We start from the raw sequence: 14,629 nt of genomic DNA, 5'->3' as shown, positions 1-14,629 counted from the left end.
AGGCCCGCCGGCGGAGCTGTCGCCCCGACGGCGGGCCGGGCCGGGTGGAACCCGGCGAAGGCTCAGCCGATCTCGATGAGCAGATCGCCCGCCTCGACCTGCTGGACCCGGCCGATGGCGAGGCGGCGCACCACCCCGGCGGACTGGGCGGTGATCGAGGCCTCCATCTTCATCGCCTCGATGGTGGCCACGGTCTGACCCGCCGACACCGAAGCGCCCTCCTCCACCTGGAGCGTGACCACCCCGGCGAACGGCGCCGCGACATGACCGGCGTTGGCGCGGTCCGCCTTCTCCGCCGCCTTCACCTCGGTCGCCACCGACCTGTCCCGCACCGACACCGGACGCAACTGGCCGTTGAGCGTGGCCAGTACGCTGCGGAAACCGCGCTCGTCCGGTTCGGACACGGCCTCCAGCTCGATCAGCAGCGTGACCCCGCGATCGAGCGTGACGGTGTGCTCGGTCTCCGTCTCCAGCCCGTACAGGAAGTCCGGTGTCGGCAGCACCGAGGTGTCGCCGTACGCCTCCCGGTGGGCGTTGAACTCCTTGGTCGGGCCGGGGAACAGCAGCCGGTTCAGCGTCGCGCGCGGCGTCTCGCGCAGCGCCGCGCGGTCCTCGTCCGACAGGTACGGCGTCTGCGCCCTCGTAGGACGGCCCTGCAGGGCCCTGGTGCGGAACGGCTCGGGCCAGCCGCCGGGCGGGTCGCCCAGCTCACCGCGGAGGAAACCGATCACCGAGTCCGGCACGTCGAACCTGCCCGGGTCCGACTCGAAGTCCGAGGCCTCGACACCCGCGCCCACCAGGTGCAGCGCCAGGTCACCCACCACCTTCGACGACGGCGTCACCTTCACCAGCCGGCCCAGCATGCGGTCGGCCGCCGCGTAGCAGTCCTCGATGAGCTCGAAGCGGTCGCCGAGGCCCAGCGCGATGGCCTGCTGGCGCAGGTTGGACAGCTGACCGCCCGGGATCTCGTGGTGGTAGATCCGGCCGGTCGGAGACGCGAGCCCCGACTCGAAGGGGGCGTACACCTTGCGGGTCGCCTCCCAGTACGGCTCCAGGTCGCCGACCGCCTGGAGCGAGAGGCCCGTCGCGCGCTCCGTGTGATCCGTGGCGGCCACCAGCGCGGACAGCGGGGGCTGGCTGGTGGTGCCGGCCATCGACGCGACGGCCGCGTCCACCGCGTCCACCCCCGCGTCGATCGCGGCGATCAGCGTGCCCAGCTGCCCGCCGGCCGTGTCATGGGTGTGCAGGTGGACCGGCAGGTCGAACCGCTCGCGCAACGCGGTGACCAGGGTGCGCGCGGCGGGCGGGCGCAGCAGCCCGGCCATGTCCTTGATGGCGAGCACATGCGCGCCCGCCTCGACGATCTGCTCCGCGAGCCGCAGGTAGTAGTCCAGCGTGTACAGCGTCTCGCCGGGGTCGGACAGATCGGCGGTGTAGCACAGGGCCACCTCGGCGAGCGAGGTGCCGGTGGCGCGCACCGCGTCGATCGCCGGACGCATCTGCGACACGTCGTTGAGGGCGTCGAAGATCCGGAAGATGTCCATCCCGGCCGACGCCGCCTCGGAGACGAACGCCTCGGTGACCTCGGTCGGGTAGGGCGTGTACCCGACCGTGTTGCGGCCGCGCAGCAGCATCTGCGTACAGATGTTGGGCACCGCCTCACGGAGCTTGACCAGCCGCTCCCACGGGTCCTCGGCGAGGAACCGCAGCGCCACGTCGTAGGTGGCGCCGCCCCAGCACTCCAGGCTCAGCAACTGCGGGACGGTGTGCGCGACATGCGGCGCGACGGCCAGCAGGTCGCGGGTGCGCACCCGGGTGGCGAGCAGGGACTGATGGGCGTCGCGGAACGTGGTGTCGGTGACCGCGACGGCCGGCTGGGCGCGCAGCTCGGCGGCGAACGCCTCCGGGCCCAGCTCGGCGAGGCGCTGACGCGAGCCGGGCGGCGGCGTGCCCGGCGGCAGCGCGGGCAGCTTCCCGGCCGGGTCGATGACCGAGGGGCGGGGGCCGTAGGGCCGGTTGACCGTGGTCTCGGCGAGGTAGCTGAGCATCCGGCTGCCGCGGTCCGCGGAGGGCCGGGCCCGGATCAGCTCGGGATGGGTGTCGATGAAGCTGGTCGTGACGCGCCCCGCCCGGAAGTCCGGGTGGTCGAGCACGGCGCCCAGGAACGGCAGGTTGGTCGCCACCCCGCGGATGCGGAACTCGGCGATCGCCCGGCGTGCCCGGCGCGCCGCGTTGGCGAAGTCGTGGCCGTGGCAGGTGAGCTTGACCAGCATCGAGTCGAAGTGGGCGGACACCTCCGCACCCGTGTGGACCGTGCCGCCGTCCAGCCGGACGCCGGGGCCGCCGGGGGAGCGGTAGGCGGAGATCGTGCCGGTGTCCGGACGGAACCCGTTGGCCGGGTCCTCCGTCGTGATCCGGCACTGCATCGCGGTGCCGGTGAGTGTGATGTCGTCCTGGGAGAGGTGCAGTTGGGGCAGCGTCAGGCCGGCGGCGATCCGCAGCTGCGCGATCACCAGGTCGCGCCCGGTGACCTGCTCGGTCACCGTGTGCTCGACCTGGATGCGCGGATTCATCTCGATGAAGACGTGGTTGCCGCGCTCGTCGACGAGGAATTCGACGGTGCCCGCGTTGACGTACCCGATGTGCCGGGCGAAGGCGACCGCGTCCGCGCAGATCCGCTCGCGCAGGGCCGGGTCCAGATTCGGGGCGGGCGCGATCTCCACCACCTTCTGGTGGCGGCGCTGGAGCGAACAGTCCCGCTCGTAGAGGTGTACGACGTTGCCCTCGGCGTCGGCGAGGATCTGCACCTCGATGTGGCGCGGGTTGATCACCGCCTGTTCCAGGAAGACCGTCGCGTCACCGAACGCGGACCGCGCCTCGCGCATCGCCGCGTCGATCGCCTCGCGCAGCTCCGCCGGCTCGGCCACCCGGCGCATGCCGCGCCCGCCGCCACCGGCGACCGCCTTGACGAAGACGGGAAAGCCGATGTCCTCGGAGGCCGCGACGAGGGTGTCCACGTCCTCGGACGGTTCGGACGACTTCAGCACCGGAACACCGGCCTCCCGGGCCGCCGCCACCGCACGGGACTTGTTGCCCGTCAGGTTCAGCACCGACGCCGGAGGCCCCACGAAGGTGATCCCGGCCGCCGAGCACGCCGCCGCCAGGTCCGGGTTCTCCGACAGGAAGCCGTAACCCGGGTAGATCGCGTCCGCCCCCGCCCTGCGCGCGGCCTCGACCACCTCGTCCACCGACAGGTACGCCCGCACCGGGTGCCCGGGCTCCCCGATCCGGTAGGCCTCGTCGGCCTTGGCCCGGTGGAGGGAGTTGCGGTCCTCGTACGGGAACACGGCCACGGTGGAGACGCCGAGCTCGAACGCCGCGCGGAACGCGCGGATGGCGATCTCCCCGCGGTTGGCGACCAATACCTTGTCGAACATCAAACTCCCCAGTCGTGTCACGAGCGAGTGGCGTCAGGAGGGACGGAAGCACGGGCGGTCCGGCTCGGGCACGCGAAGCCGCGTCGCGGGGCCGCGAGGCGGCGGCGAGGGGCTCCGTGACTCTCCGGGACCGAAGTGTTCGTCACCGTACCCGAGACTTCCCCGGAGATCGCGGGCACAAAAGATGGCCTGTGTCACGTCCCGGAAACCTTGCCCGGGTGCGGCCACCGGGGAGCGGGGCCATGCTGGGGTCATGGCCGACCACGCCGGCTCCGAGCCCGTCGCCGCAGTCCGGCGCGCACTGCGGCTCCTGGAGGCCGCCGGAGAACACGAGGGCGACGCCACCGGGGAGCAGTTGGCCCGGGAGGCGGGAATCGCCCCGGCCGAAGCCGGCGCACTGCTGCCCATGCTGGTGCGGGACGGCTATCTGACGGAGCCGGACGACCACACGTACGCCCTCGCCGGCACCGCCTCCGGCCCCCCGGCCGGACATGGCGCCAAGGAACTTCCCGGGCGCGTCCGGCCCGTCCTCAGTGCCCTGCGCGACGAACTCTCGGCCGCCTCCTACCTCACCCTGTACGAGGACGGCGAGATCCGGATCATGGAGATCGCGGACAGCGCGCGGACCCCCCGCGTGGACCTCTGGGTGGGGGTCGAGGAGGCCGGACACGCCACGGCCCTCGGCAAGAGCGTGCTGCGCGAACTGGACGAGGAGGCGCGCGCCGACTACCTCTCCCGGCACGCCCTGACCGGCCTCACACCCCGGACCATCACGCACCCGGACGAGCTGATCGCGCAGCTCGACGGCTCACCCGCCCCGGTCGTCATGGACCGCGAGGAGTACGTGCGCGGCACCACCTGCGTGGCGGTGCCGGTCTACAACGGCGAGCAGGTCGGCTCCCTCGGCATCTCGTTCCGGTCGGACCGGATGTACCGGACCACCCGCGTCCGGGAGGGCCTGCTGGCGGCCGCCCTGCGGGTGTCCAGGGACCTCTCGCTGCCCGGCTGAGCGGGCCGGGCTCACCCCAGCCGGGTCAGATCCGGCCGCAGCCGCTGCCACACCGGATGACGCAGGCGGCCGGCGGCGGTCCACTGCGAAGCGCTGACCTCAGCGACCAGCCGCGGCTCCACCCAGTGCGCTCCGGCCACATCGACCGGGCCGGCGAACGGGGACCCCGGGCGGCCGATCACCTCCAGATACGACCTCAGCTCCGCCAGCTCCCGGTCGGACATCCCCGACCCGACGGAGCCCGCGTACCGCAGACCGGCCGGGTCGTCCACACCGACCAGCACCGCCCCCGGCACACCCGCGGGCGCCCCGTTCCGCTGGGTCCAGCCGCCGATGACCACATCATGCGTCTCGACCCGCTTCGTCTTGCGCCAGTCGGGTGAACGGACACCCGGCATGTACGGCGAGGACAGCCGCTTGGCGACGACCCCCTCCAGGCCCCCGCGCACGACGGTCTCCCACGCTTTGGCGCCGTGCCCGTGCACATAGGACGGCACCGACCAGTGCGGACCGGCGGACAGCAGGGCGGACAGCGCCGCGCGGCGCTCCTCGTAGGCCAGGGCCGACAGCGGGCGGCCGTCGAGGAACATCACGTCGAACACCACCAGATGCGCGGGGAAGTCCAGCGCCAGCCGGGCGGCGCGGCGCGCGTTCATGATGCCCATCCGGCGCTGGAGCAGCCCGAAGTCGGACCGCCCCGACGCGTCCAGGGCCACGATCTCGCCGTCCAGGACCGCGCTGTGCCCCCGCAGCACGTCGCCCAGGGCATGCAGCTCCGGATAGGTGGGCGTGACGTCGTTGTGCGCCCGGGAGGTCAGCCGGAGCGTGCCGTCGCCCGGGGTCGAGACGACACAGCGGGCACCGTCCCACTTCGCCTCGAACGCCCACCCCGTGTCGGGCACGGGCAGGGGACCGGGAACAGCCAGCATCGGTGCGATCGACGGGGGCGCCCCGGCTGCGTCCGGGGGGTGGGGGGCCATAGTCTCCATGATCGAACGCCCGGCGGATCTTCGCAGTCCGGGACGCGCCCGGCACCGCCCCGCCCGGCCCCACCGTCTCAGGCCGTCAGGGCCGACACCCTGAGCGTCCCCGCGAGCACCCGCCACAGCGCCCAGGCGCCGGCACGGCTCGCCGCCCCGCAGACCGTGCTGCGGGTGCACGAGGTCTCCCGGTCCTGCCAGGCGGCGACGTCCAGGTAGTGGAAGCCGAGGGTACGGCTGAAGGTGAACCGGATGTGCAGCCCCTCGCCCAGATCGTGGCCCGCCAGCGTGGCGATCCGCAGATGGTCGCCGGCGGCGGACTCCACCCGCACGGGATTGCCGCCCAGCAGGTCGCACGCGTCGCCGGTACGGACACGGTCCGGGCAGTCCCCGCTCACCGGGAACAGCTGGAAGTGTTCGGTCAGCTGCCTGCGGACATCCTCCGGGGCGGTGAACGGGTGCAGACCCAGCGAGTAGCCGTACCAGTACAGCATCGCGCTTCTGTCCGGGCAGGCGCGACGGTCCGGCTCACAGACCCCGGCCGGGTGCCGCGGGCCGTCCGGGGCGGCGGCCCGCCGGACGGCCCCGGACGACCCGGTGTACGCGTACGCGGGCACCGCCGACACGGCGAGAGCCAGGGCCAGACAGGGCGCCGCCCCGCGCACCAGGGCGCGCCGTCCGCCCCGCCGCTCACCGGACACGGCTCAGCCCGGGGACTCGTCCGGCACCGGGTGCTCGGGGTGCACCCCGGCATTGCGCGGTGCGCCCCGGCCCGAACCGGACTCGTCCGGGTCGGGCGCCCCGTGCGCGTCGTCCTTGCCGCGGCCCGCGGAGGGCGGCGGCGGCACGTCCATCGGGTCCTCGCCCTCCTGGACCTGCTGGTCGGGCAGGTCGGCGGGCACCGGAGGCGGGCTCGGCGACGCACCGGAGTGGACGGGTCCCTCTGCTCTGCGGTCGGTCATGAAGATCCTCCGTCGTTTGTCCCCGCGGGCGGGCGGCGGGGCATCGGTCGCCTCGCGCGAGCGGGTACCCACGGCACGTCGGACAATTCATTGTGGGCCGGTCGGCGCCCGACGGCACCTCTGCCGCCCTCTGCCGCCCCCGGGCGGGCCCGGCGACCGACGCCCTCTCAGCGCCGCCGGGCGAGCAGGAACATCTGGGGTTCGGGGACGGCCGCCGGAAGGGCCGGGACGAACATGCTGCTCTCCCGGGACAGGACCGTGAAGCCGGCCCCCTCCACCATCGTCGTGAACTCGTCCTCGCCGAAGCTGGTCACCTCCACCGGCTGGCCCATGAACGTCCCGCTGACCCCCTCCACGTCCAGCGGCACCGTCGCCACGGCCAGATGGCCCCCGGGCCGCAGCACCCGCCCGGCCACCCGGAACACCTCCGCCTGCTCCTCGCGCGACATCTGCAAGAGGGCGAAGTACACGCACACCGCGTCGAAACCGCCCTCCTCCAGCGGGAGTTCCCGGACGTCGGCGCAGCGGAACTCGGCGGCCGGCACCTGCCGGGCCGCGATGTCCACCATGACCGGCGACACGTCGACACCCAGCACCGTGTGGCCGGCCTCGGCGAGCGTCTGGGCGGTCGGCCGGCCCGTGCCGCTGCCGATGTCCAGCACCCGGCTGTGCGGAGGCAGGACCTCCAGCAACTGCTCCAGCGAGGCGCGGTGCGCGGCCGAGCCGGCGAACGCCTCCTCGTATTCGGTCCCCAGTGCGTCGAACACCGCCGCCGCGGTGCGAGGTTCTCCCGCTGACATGGCCCATTCCTTCCTGCTCCGGTACTGCTCCGGCGCTCTCCTACTTCTACTGCAACGCGTGTACCGCCGCACCGAAAACGCGCGGTGCGAGGTGGGCGCCCGGCACGATCAGCCGGGCCGTGGCGGGCCGCCGGGCCGCCGCCAGCAGCCCCGCCGTCAGCAACCGGTGGCGCAGGGTCAGCCGCTGCCAGCGTGCGGGGTAGGCCTGCGGCCGGCCGGCGGCGAGTGCTTCCACCGCGGCGGAGGCCGTCGCCACGGCCAGCGCGACCCCCTCACCGGTCAGCGCGTCCAGATACCCCGCCGCGTCCCCGACCAGCAGCACCCGGCCGGCCCGCCGCGCCCGCGCCCGCCGCCGCAGCGGCCCGGCACCCCGTACGGGGCCTGCCTCCCGGCCGCGCAGAGAGGCGGCCAGGCGGGGGAAGGCGGCCAGATGCCCCGCGTACGGCAGCCGCTCGCGGCTGAGCACGGCCACCCCCACCGAACCGTCCCCGAGCGGCGTCACGTACGCCTCGCCGTGCCGGGACCAGTGGACCTCCACGAACCCGGTCCACGGGGCGACGCGGTAGTGCCGGCGCAGCCCGTACCGGCGGACCGGCGCCGCGGGCCCGTCGAGGCCCAGCTCCCGGCGCAGCGGCGAGTGCAGCCCGTCGGCGGCGATCAGCCAGCGGGCCGTCAGGCCGGCCGCCTCCACCCGGTCCCCGCCCTGCCGCACCCCGGCGACCTTGCCCGGGACGATCCGGACGCCCAGTTCCAGGGCCCGCAGGTGCAGCGCGGCGTGCAGCGCGGTGCGCCGGACCCCCAGCCCCGTCCCGCCACGGAAGGGCGCGACCGCGCTGCGGGGCCCCTCCACATACCGGATGCCGTGCAACGGATGCCCGGCCACCGGGACGCCCAGGGCCTTCAGCGCCGCCACACCACTCGGCATGATGCCCTCACCGCACGCCTTGTCGATGGGAGCGGTCCTCGGCTCCACGACCACCGTCTCCATGCCGAGCCCGGCGGCCCGGATCGCCGCCGCCAGCCCCGCCGGGCCGCCGCCCGCGACCAGCAGGTCGATCATGCCGGTGCGCCCGCCGGGGACACGGAGGCGAGCGCGGTCTCCTCGCACCGCACCCGCACGGCCATCAGAAGGGCGTTGAGCACGGTGAACACCACGGCCGTCACCCACGCGCCGTGGACCAGCGGCAGGGCGACTCCCTCAGCGGCGACGGCCACGTAATTGGGGTGGCGCAGCAGGCGGTACGGTCCGCCCGTCACCAGCGGCAGGCCGGGTACGACGACGACCCGGGTGTTCCAGCGGGGCCCGAGCGTACGGACGCACCACCAGCGCAGCGCCTGCGCGGCCAGGACCACCGCCACCATCGCCCAGCCGAGCAGCGGAACGAACGGCCTGCCCGCCGTCCCCGCCTCCACCAGGCAGCCTGCCAGCAGCGCCGTGTGCAGGGCGACCATCGCCGGATAGTGGCCCCGACCCGACTCCACACCGCCCCTGGCCCGCGCCCAGCGGGTGTGGCGCACGGCGAGGGCGAGTTCGGCGACGCGCTCACCGGCCACGGCCAGCACCAGCGCGGCGTACCAGATCATGAGTCCTCCGACCTACCAGCGCAGCAGCACCAGTTCGCAGCAGAATCCCGGGCCCATCGCCATCAGCAGACCCGGCGAACCACGCTCGGGCCGGCGCTGCTCCAGCGTGTCGCGCAGCACGTGCAGCACCGAGGAGGAGGACAGGTTGCCCACCTCGGCCAGCGACCGCCAGGTGACGTCGAGCGCCCCCTCCGGGAGCGAGAGGACATCGGACACGGCCTCCAGGACCTTCGGCCCGCCCGGGTGGCACACCCAGTGCGCCACATCCTTCGGCTTCAGCCCGTGCTCCGCGAGGAAGCCACGCACATCGTCCGCCAGATAGCGGCGCACCACGTCCGGCACACCGGGGTCGAGCAGCACCTTGAAGCCCGAATCGCGGATGTCCCAGCCCATCACGTGCTCGGTGTCCGGATACATCCGGCTGCGCGTGGCCACCACCTCCGGCCCGTCGCCGGGGCCCCGGCCCGCGCCGAGTGCGACCACGGCCGCCGCCCCGTCACCGAACAGCGCGGTCGCCACCAGGTTCGCGGGCGTCGCGTCCCGCCGCTGGAAGGTGAGCGAGCACAGTTCGACGGAGAGCAGGACCGCGACGTCCTCGGGCCGGCCGAGGAGGTAGTCGTGCAGCCGGGCCACCCCGGCCGCCCCGGCCACACAGCCGAGGCCGAACACCGGCAGCCGCTTCACATCGGGGCGCAGCCCGAGCCGCCCCACCAGCCGGGCGTCCACGGAGGGTGCCGCCACCCCCGTCACGGACGTGAACATCAGCAGGTCCACGTCCTCGGGACGCAGCCCGGCCGTCCGCAGCGCCCCGCGCAGCGCGTCGGCGCCCAGGTCCACCGCCGCGCCGATGAACACGTCATTGGCGTCCCCGAAGCCGTCCAGCTCCCCGTACCGCTCCAGGGGCAGCACCATGTTCCGGGTCCGCACCCGCGCGTTCGCGTGCAGCCGGTCCAGGACACGCCGGTCGGCACCGGGGGGCAGACAGGTACGGGCCACCATGTCGGTGACCTCCCGCTGGGTGTGGCGGTACGGGGCGAGAGTGCCGTGCACGGCTGCGATCCGGGTCATCCCGGGTCCCGCTGAGGAGGCGTCATGCGCTCATCCCTGCCCCGGGAGTTGGACGAACCACCGCAAACAACCCGTGCGGGTGTCATCCTCCGGCCGCTCCCGGTGCCTACGATCACGGCATGGGCACCCCCGACCCCCCGCGCTCCTGCGCCGCGCCCGCGTGGCCGTTCCCGCGCACGCTCGCGCTGGCCCGCTCGTGCCACCCGGGCCCGGCGGCCGCGGTGACCGTGATCGCGGCGGTCCTCGGCACGGGGGCGGGCCTGGACGGCGCCCGCACCGCCCTGCTCGTCGCGGCGGTGCTGAGCGGCCAGCTGTCGGTGGGGTGGTGCAACGACGCGTACGACGCCCGGCGGGACGCCGCGGCCGGCCGCGGCGGCAAACCGGTGGCCGACGGGTCGGTGAGCCGGCGGACGGTGTGGGCGGCGGCCTTCACCGCGGCACTGCTGTGCGTTCCCCTCTCCCTGGCCTGCGGCCCGCTCGCCGGAACCGTGCACCTGACGGCGGTGGCCGCCGCCTGGTCCTACAACCTGAAGCTGAAGGCCACGGTCCTGTCCTGGCTGCCGTACGCGATCGGCTTCGCCGCCCTGCCGGCCCTGGCCGCGCTGACCGTGCCCGGCGGCCCCGGGCCCGCCTGGTGGCTGGTGACCGCCGGCGCCCTGCTCGGAGTGGCCGCCCATTTCGCCGACGTCCTCCCCGACATCGAGGACGACCTGCGCGGCGGCGTACGCGGACTGCCGCAGCGCCTCGGCCCCACCGCCACCCGCCTCCTGCTCCCCGTCCCCCTCCTGGCGGCATCGGCAATCCTCGCCCTCGCCCCGCCGGGCCCACCCGGCCCCGCCGGCACACTGACACTCGCCCTGGCAATCCCGGCACTCCTGGCAGGCCTCCTCCTCGCCCGCCACCGCCGCAAGGCCCCCCTGGCCGCCGCCGCCCTCATCGCACTGGCCGACGTGGCGCTCCTGGCGGCGCGGGGGTCGGGCCGGGCGTGAGGGGGCTTCACACCGCCCGCAGCCACGCGCCGATCCGCCGGAGGCCCGCGCCGGTCAGCCCGGCGGCGGGGTCGACGCGGTGCAGCAGGGCCGGGCCGGTGCGACGGGCGGCCACCCAGCGCCGGTCCGTCGCGGTGATCTCGTCGTCGACCCAGACGAAGGGGCGTCCGGCCGCCCGGTCCACCAGCGTGCGCGTCTTCCAGTGCAGCCCGGCCCGCGCGTCCCGCTCCTCCTGCTCCGGTGACTCGGGCCAGGCGACCACGTCGAGGTCCGGCAGCCCGAGCCGTGGCGAGACGACCGTGTTCGCCTCGTCCGCCCACGTCGTCGCCCAGACGAGCTGACAGGGCAGCGCGGCGAGCAGCGGTCCGAGCGCGGGATCGATCCGGGCGAGCAGCGGATGCGTGCCCGCCCCGGGCGGAAGCGGGACCTGCGGGTACGTCCGGTGACCGCCGGCGCGCGGGCCGAACGGGATGAGAGGGCCGTCGACGTCGAGGAAGAGCAGCGGCAACGCGTCCGGGGCGGTCACCGGGGCACCGTACCCGCGACCGGTCAGCGTCCGCCCGCCACGCGCAGGACCGTTCCCGTCGCGTACGACGCGTCGTCCGAGAGCAGCCAGGCGACGGCGCCCGCGATCTCCTCGGGCTGTCCGGGGCGGCCCAGGGGGATGCCGGGGCCGAGCTTGTCGGGGCGTTCGGGGTCCGCGTGGAATTCGGTGCGGATCACTCCGGGCGCCACCGCGTTGACGCGGATGCCCGCCGGGCCGGTCTCCTTGGACAGGCCGACGGTCATCGTGTCGACGGCCCCCTTGGCGGCGGCGTAGTGCACGTACTCGCCGGGGCTGCCCAAGGTGGCGGCGGCCGAGGACACGTTCACGATCGCCCCGCCGCCCGTACGCGTCATGTCGCGCACCGCACGCCGCGCGCAGAGCAGGTAGCCGAGGACGTTGACCTCCAGGGCGCGCCGCATCCCCGCCGCGTCGGCGTCGGCGAGCGGGCCCACCGGGCCGCTCACGCCCGCGTTGTTGACCAGGCCGGTGACCGGGCCCAGCTCGGCGGCGGCCGTGTCGAAGAGCCGGTCGACGTCCGCCTCGTCGGCGGTGTCCGTCCGGACCGTCACGCAACGCCGGCCGCTCGCGCGCACCGCGTCGGCGACGGACTCGGCGGCCGCGGAGTCGGAGCGGTAGGCCAGGGCGATGTCGTGGCCCTCGTCCGCCAGTCGTACGCAGACCGCCGCACCGATGCCGCGGCTGCCGCCGGTGACCACGGTGACACGCTGGCTGTTCATGGCAGGCTCCTCGCTTCGCGCCGTCGTGCGGCCATCGTAGGCGGGATGATCAAGCCGCCGGCCACGGGGCCGGGCCGCCCCGGGAACGCGGCGGTGGACTGCCACCCACTCATGGAAGAGTGACAGTCCACCGGTCTGTGTGCGGTGCCGCTACACGGGGAGGCCGCTGTTCTCCCGGCCGTCCTGCTGCTCGCTCCGCTCCCGCAGCTTCCGGGCCTTCTCCTGGAGCCGGCGGCGCTGCTCCGGGTCGCTGGTGCGCTCGGCGGCCTCGGCCATGTGCCGGGCGCGCTCGTTGTCTCGTGCGGCGCTCATCGTCACTCCTCGGGACGGTAGGGAAGAGCGGGCACCTTCAGAGAAGCAGCGCACCGTGAGCAGCGCACGACGAAGCGTCACACGCCGTGATGGGCGCAGGTGGGGGAGGGTGGCGGAGCCGGCCCCCGGCGCTGGCATGATCGGGGGTATGAACGAGCGCATGATCGCCGCGTGTGACGGGGCGTCGAAGGGTAATCCGGGGCCCGCGGCCTGGGCCTATGTGGTGGCCGACGCCGAGGGTGTACCGCGGCGGTGGGAGGCGGGGCCGCTCGGCACCGCCACGAACAACGTCGCCGAGCTCACCGCCCTGCGGGAACTGCTGGAGTCGGTCGGCACGGCCGCGTCGCTCGAAGTGCGGATGGACTCGCAGTACGCGATGAACGCCGTCACCAAGTGGCTGCCCGGCTGGAAGCGCAACGGCTGGAAGACCTCGGCAGGGAAGCCCGTCGCCAACCGCGAGCTGGTGACCCGCATCGACGAACTCCTCGGCGAGCGGACCGTGCGGTTCGTCTACGTGCCCGCCCACCAGGTGGACGGCGACCCGCTGAACGCGATCGCCGACCAGGCCGCCAGCGAAGCGGCCGTCGGCCAGTGCGCCGCCGGCACCTCGCACGGCTCGGCCACGCCCGTCCCCGCGCCCTCCCGCGCCACCGAGGGCCGGCGGACCGGTGCCGCGGTGAAGCGGACCGGGAGCACGGCGAAGAAGGCCGGGAGCACGGGGCGCGCGGGTGCCACCATCCGCGCCAAGTTCGCCGGCCGGTGCCACTGCGGAAAGCCGTACGCCGCCAAGGACATGATCGCGAAGAACGACCACGGCTGGGGCCACCCGGAGTGCCGGACCGCCCCCGCCTGACCGCCCGCCGCACGCCGGGGAGGCCCGGCGTGCGGCGCGCAGGGGCCAACTCCCCCCGTACACACACCGGGTGGCGTGAACCCGCCCGCGCGGGGGCCGGGCCGTGCCATGATGCGGCTGCGGTGGGGAACGCCGACACGCTGGGGGGCGGATGGAACGCACGTCGACGGTGCTGCGGGAACTGCGCGGGGCGCAGAAACCGGCCAAGGGGGTGTCGCTCTACTCGCGGTACGTCAACCGGCCCGCCGGGCGGATCCTCGCCGCCGCCGCGTTCAGGCTGAGGATGACGCCCAATCAGGTCACGCTCGTCAGCGCGGCGTTCACCTTCGCGGCCCTGGCCGGTGTGGCGCTGGCCCGCCCGGGTCCGTGGACGGGTGTGCTGGTCTACCTGGGGCTCGCCGTGGGCTTCGCCCTGGACTCGGCCGACGGGCAGCTCGCCCGGCTGACCGGGCGCGGCGGGCCCGACGGCGAATGGCTGGACCACGTCGTGGACTGCGCCAAGATGATCCTCGTCCACACCGCCGTACTGATCTCGTTCCACCGCGGCTTCGCGCTGCCCTCCGACGGCTGGCTGCTGCTGCCGCTCGGCTTCCTGTTCGTCGCCGTGCTGACCTTCTGCGCCGGTCTCCTGCGCGAACAGCTCGGCAGGGCGGCGGCCCGGGGCGGCTCCAAGGGCCCGCACGGCTCCGCGCCGGCCTCCCGGCTGCGGGCGGTGGCCCTGCTGCCCGCCGACTACGGGGTGTTCTGCCTGGTGTTCCTGCTGCTCGGCGACGAGACGGCCTTCCGGACCGGCTACGCCGTGCTCGCCGCCGTGCACGCGGTGTTCCTCGCGCTGTTCCTCGGCAAGTGGTTCAGGGAGCTGAGAGCGCTCCGGGCGTACTGACCAGGGTGTCCAGCGCCCGGCGCAGCTGGGTACTGGACGTGTGCACGGTGTACGGGAAGTAGACGACCTCCACGCCCACCTCGGCGAAGTCGCGTTCGAGCCGCCTGCCCTTGTCCGTGTCCCGCCAGTCGTCCCCCTTGAAGATGACGTCGAACCTGACCTGCTGCCACGTCTCGACCTTGTCCGGGACGGTCTCGACGAACGCCGCGTCCACGTACCGCACGCTCCGTACGATCTCCAGCCGCTCCGGCAGCGGGATCACCGGCCGGTGTCCCTTCGCGAGCACGGCCATCTCGTCCGACACGACCCCCGCCACCAGGTAGTCGCACTGGCTGCGGGCATGCCGGAGGATATTGAGGTGACCCACGTGGAACAGGTCGTAGACCCCCGGCGCGTAGCCGACCCTGTGCACCATCCGTTCTCTCCCCCCACGCGGACGTGACGTCCGCTGCCCACCGGAAGGTTTCC

At 74.2% G+C, this 14,629-nt stretch carries 16 protein-coding genes; 4 read left to right on the top strand and 12 right to left on the bottom strand.

Going from position 1 to position 14,629, the window contains the following annotated elements; genetic code table 11:
* Positions 1 to 62: 62 nt before the first annotated feature.
* Positions 63 to 3,437, bottom strand: a complete 3,375-nt coding sequence (locus tag P8A18_RS01565; protein WP_306051011.1) for a pyruvate carboxylase — start codon at positions 3,435 to 3,437, stop codon at positions 63 to 65.
* A gap of 253 nt (positions 3,438 to 3,690) precedes the next feature.
* Between P8A18_RS01565 and P8A18_RS01560 the strand changes: the two genes are divergently transcribed.
* Positions 3,691 to 4,446, top strand: coding sequence for an IclR family transcriptional regulator (locus tag P8A18_RS01560; RefSeq protein WP_306051009.1), 756 nt, complete (start codon positions 3,691 to 3,693; stop codon positions 4,444 to 4,446).
* Between the two features lie 11 nt (positions 4,447 to 4,457).
* On the opposite strand, the gene ligD is transcribed toward P8A18_RS01560, so the two are convergent.
* The 7 genes from ligD to P8A18_RS01525 form a co-directional block, all read right to left on the bottom strand.
* Positions 4,458 to 5,426 (bottom strand): non-homologous end-joining DNA ligase, encoded by a 969-nt coding sequence (gene ligD, locus P8A18_RS01555; protein WP_306051007.1) that lies wholly within the window; start codon positions 5,424 to 5,426, stop codon positions 4,458 to 4,460.
* A gap of 77 nt (positions 5,427 to 5,503) precedes the next feature.
* Positions 5,504 to 6,127: a hypothetical protein gene (locus P8A18_RS01550; RefSeq protein WP_306051005.1), complete on the bottom strand. Its 624-nt coding sequence runs from the start codon at positions 6,125 to 6,127 to the stop codon at positions 5,504 to 5,506.
* Between the two features lie 3 nt (positions 6,128 to 6,130).
* A complete protein-coding gene (locus P8A18_RS01545; RefSeq protein ID WP_306051003.1) occupies positions 6,131 to 6,388 on the bottom strand; it encodes a hypothetical protein in 258 nt (85 codons plus the stop codon).
* Between the two features lie 167 nt (positions 6,389 to 6,555).
* Entirely contained in the window at positions 6,556 to 7,188 is a 633-nt protein-coding gene (locus P8A18_RS01540) for a class I SAM-dependent methyltransferase (protein ID WP_306051001.1), read from the bottom strand.
* Between the two features lie 46 nt (positions 7,189 to 7,234).
* Positions 7,235 to 8,248 (bottom strand): NAD(P)/FAD-dependent oxidoreductase, encoded by a 1,014-nt coding sequence (locus P8A18_RS01535; RefSeq protein ID WP_306050999.1) that lies wholly within the window; start codon positions 8,246 to 8,248, stop codon positions 7,235 to 7,237.
* Positions 8,245 to 8,772, bottom strand: coding sequence for an isoprenylcysteine carboxyl methyltransferase family protein (locus tag P8A18_RS01530; protein ID WP_306050997.1), 528 nt, complete (start codon positions 8,770 to 8,772; stop codon positions 8,245 to 8,247). The genes P8A18_RS01535 and P8A18_RS01530 overlap by 4 nt, the downstream gene beginning before the upstream one ends.
* A 12-nt stretch (positions 8,773 to 8,784) precedes the next feature.
* Positions 8,785 to 9,840, bottom strand: a complete 1,056-nt coding sequence (locus P8A18_RS01525; RefSeq protein ID WP_018550994.1) for a type III polyketide synthase — start codon at positions 9,838 to 9,840, stop codon at positions 8,785 to 8,787.
* A gap of 119 nt (positions 9,841 to 9,959) precedes the next feature.
* Between P8A18_RS01525 and P8A18_RS01520 the strand changes: the two genes are divergently transcribed.
* On the top strand, positions 9,960 to 10,829 hold the full coding sequence (locus P8A18_RS01520; protein WP_306050995.1) for a UbiA family prenyltransferase: 870 nt from the start codon (positions 9,960 to 9,962) through the stop codon (positions 10,827 to 10,829).
* A 7-nt stretch (positions 10,830 to 10,836) separates the two neighbouring features.
* On the opposite strand, the gene P8A18_RS01515 is transcribed toward P8A18_RS01520, so the two are convergent.
* The 3 genes from P8A18_RS01515 to P8A18_RS01505 all read right to left on the bottom strand — a co-directional run bounded on the left by P8A18_RS01515 (position 10,837) and on the right by P8A18_RS01505 (position 12,425).
* Positions 10,837 to 11,355, bottom strand: a complete 519-nt coding sequence (locus P8A18_RS01515; protein ID WP_306050993.1) for an HAD domain-containing protein — start codon at positions 11,353 to 11,355, stop codon at positions 10,837 to 10,839.
* 23 nt (positions 11,356 to 11,378) lie between these two features.
* Positions 11,379 to 12,113: an SDR family NAD(P)-dependent oxidoreductase gene (locus tag P8A18_RS01510; protein ID WP_306050991.1), complete on the bottom strand. Its 735-nt coding sequence runs from the start codon at positions 12,111 to 12,113 to the stop codon at positions 11,379 to 11,381.
* A gap of 150 nt (positions 12,114 to 12,263) precedes the next feature.
* Positions 12,264 to 12,425, bottom strand: a complete 162-nt coding sequence (locus P8A18_RS01505) for a DUF6381 family protein (protein ID WP_306050989.1) — start codon at positions 12,423 to 12,425, stop codon at positions 12,264 to 12,266.
* A 148-nt stretch (positions 12,426 to 12,573) separates the two neighbouring features.
* Between P8A18_RS01505 and P8A18_RS01500 the strand changes: the two genes are divergently transcribed.
* Together P8A18_RS01500 and P8A18_RS01495 are read left to right on the top strand one after the other, a co-directional pair.
* A complete protein-coding gene (locus P8A18_RS01500) occupies positions 12,574 to 13,278 on the top strand; it encodes a ribonuclease H family protein (protein ID WP_306050987.1) in 705 nt (234 codons plus the stop codon).
* Between the two features lie 151 nt (positions 13,279 to 13,429).
* Positions 13,430 to 14,161 (top strand): CDP-alcohol phosphatidyltransferase family protein, encoded by a 732-nt coding sequence (locus tag P8A18_RS01495; protein ID WP_306050986.1) that lies wholly within the window; start codon positions 13,430 to 13,432, stop codon positions 14,159 to 14,161.
* Here the strand turns inward: P8A18_RS01495 and P8A18_RS01490 are convergent.
* Complete coding sequence (locus tag P8A18_RS01490) at positions 14,130 to 14,576, bottom strand: FAD synthase family protein (protein WP_018551000.1); 447 nt, start codon at positions 14,574 to 14,576, stop codon at positions 14,130 to 14,132. The two genes, P8A18_RS01495 and P8A18_RS01490, sit on opposite strands and share 32 nt — an antisense overlap.
* Positions 14,577 to 14,629: the final 53 nt, after the last annotated feature.

The organism is Streptomyces sp. Mut1, assembly GCF_030719295.1.
Lineage (GTDB): Bacteria > Actinomycetota > Actinomycetes > Streptomycetales > Streptomycetaceae > Streptomyces > Streptomyces castrisilvae.
Note: the sequence above shows the minus strand (reverse complement) of the source record. Positions and strands in the feature narration are given on the sequence as shown.

What these genes read in the sequence shown, in the direction of transcription:
- P8A18_RS01520 (WP_306050995.1), top strand. Translation starts at nt 9,960, where the DNA reads ATGGGCACCCCCGACCCCCCGCGCTCCTGCGCCGCGCCCGCGTGGCCG.
- ligD (WP_306051007.1), bottom strand. Translation starts at nt 5,426, where the DNA reads ATGGCCCCCCACCCCCCGGACGCAGCCGGGGCGCCCCCGTCGATCGCA.
- P8A18_RS01545 (WP_306051003.1), bottom strand. Translation starts at nt 6,388, where the DNA reads ATGACCGACCGCAGAGCAGAGGGACCCGTCCACTCCGGTGCGTCGCCG.
- P8A18_RS01540 (WP_306051001.1), bottom strand. Translation starts at nt 7,188, where the DNA reads ATGTCAGCGGGAGAACCTCGCACCGCGGCGGCGGTGTTCGACGCACTG.
- P8A18_RS01525 (WP_018550994.1), bottom strand. Translation starts at nt 9,840, where the DNA reads ATGACCCGGATCGCAGCCGTGCACGGCACTCTCGCCCCGTACCGCCAC.
- P8A18_RS01510 (WP_306050991.1), bottom strand. Translation starts at nt 12,113, where the DNA reads ATGAACAGCCAGCGTGTCACCGTGGTCACCGGCGGCAGCCGCGGCATC.
- P8A18_RS01535 (WP_306050999.1), bottom strand. Translation starts at nt 8,248, where the DNA reads ATGATCGACCTGCTGGTCGCGGGCGGCGGCCCGGCGGGGCTGGCGGCG.
- P8A18_RS01565 (WP_306051011.1), bottom strand. Translation starts at nt 3,437, where the DNA reads ATGTTCGACAAGGTATTGGTCGCCAACCGCGGGGAGATCGCCATCCGC.
- P8A18_RS01490 (WP_018551000.1), bottom strand. Translation starts at nt 14,576, where the DNA reads ATGGTGCACAGGGTCGGCTACGCGCCGGGGGTCTACGACCTGTTCCAC.
- P8A18_RS01505 (WP_306050989.1), bottom strand. Translation starts at nt 12,425, where the DNA reads ATGAGCGCCGCACGAGACAACGAGCGCGCCCGGCACATGGCCGAGGCC.
- P8A18_RS01495 (WP_306050986.1), top strand. Translation starts at nt 13,430, where the DNA reads ATGGAACGCACGTCGACGGTGCTGCGGGAACTGCGCGGGGCGCAGAAA.
- P8A18_RS01500 (WP_306050987.1), top strand. Translation starts at nt 12,574, where the DNA reads ATGAACGAGCGCATGATCGCCGCGTGTGACGGGGCGTCGAAGGGTAAT.
- P8A18_RS01530 (WP_306050997.1), bottom strand. Translation starts at nt 8,772, where the DNA reads ATGATCTGGTACGCCGCGCTGGTGCTGGCCGTGGCCGGTGAGCGCGTC.
- P8A18_RS01560 (WP_306051009.1), top strand. Translation starts at nt 3,691, where the DNA reads ATGGCCGACCACGCCGGCTCCGAGCCCGTCGCCGCAGTCCGGCGCGCA.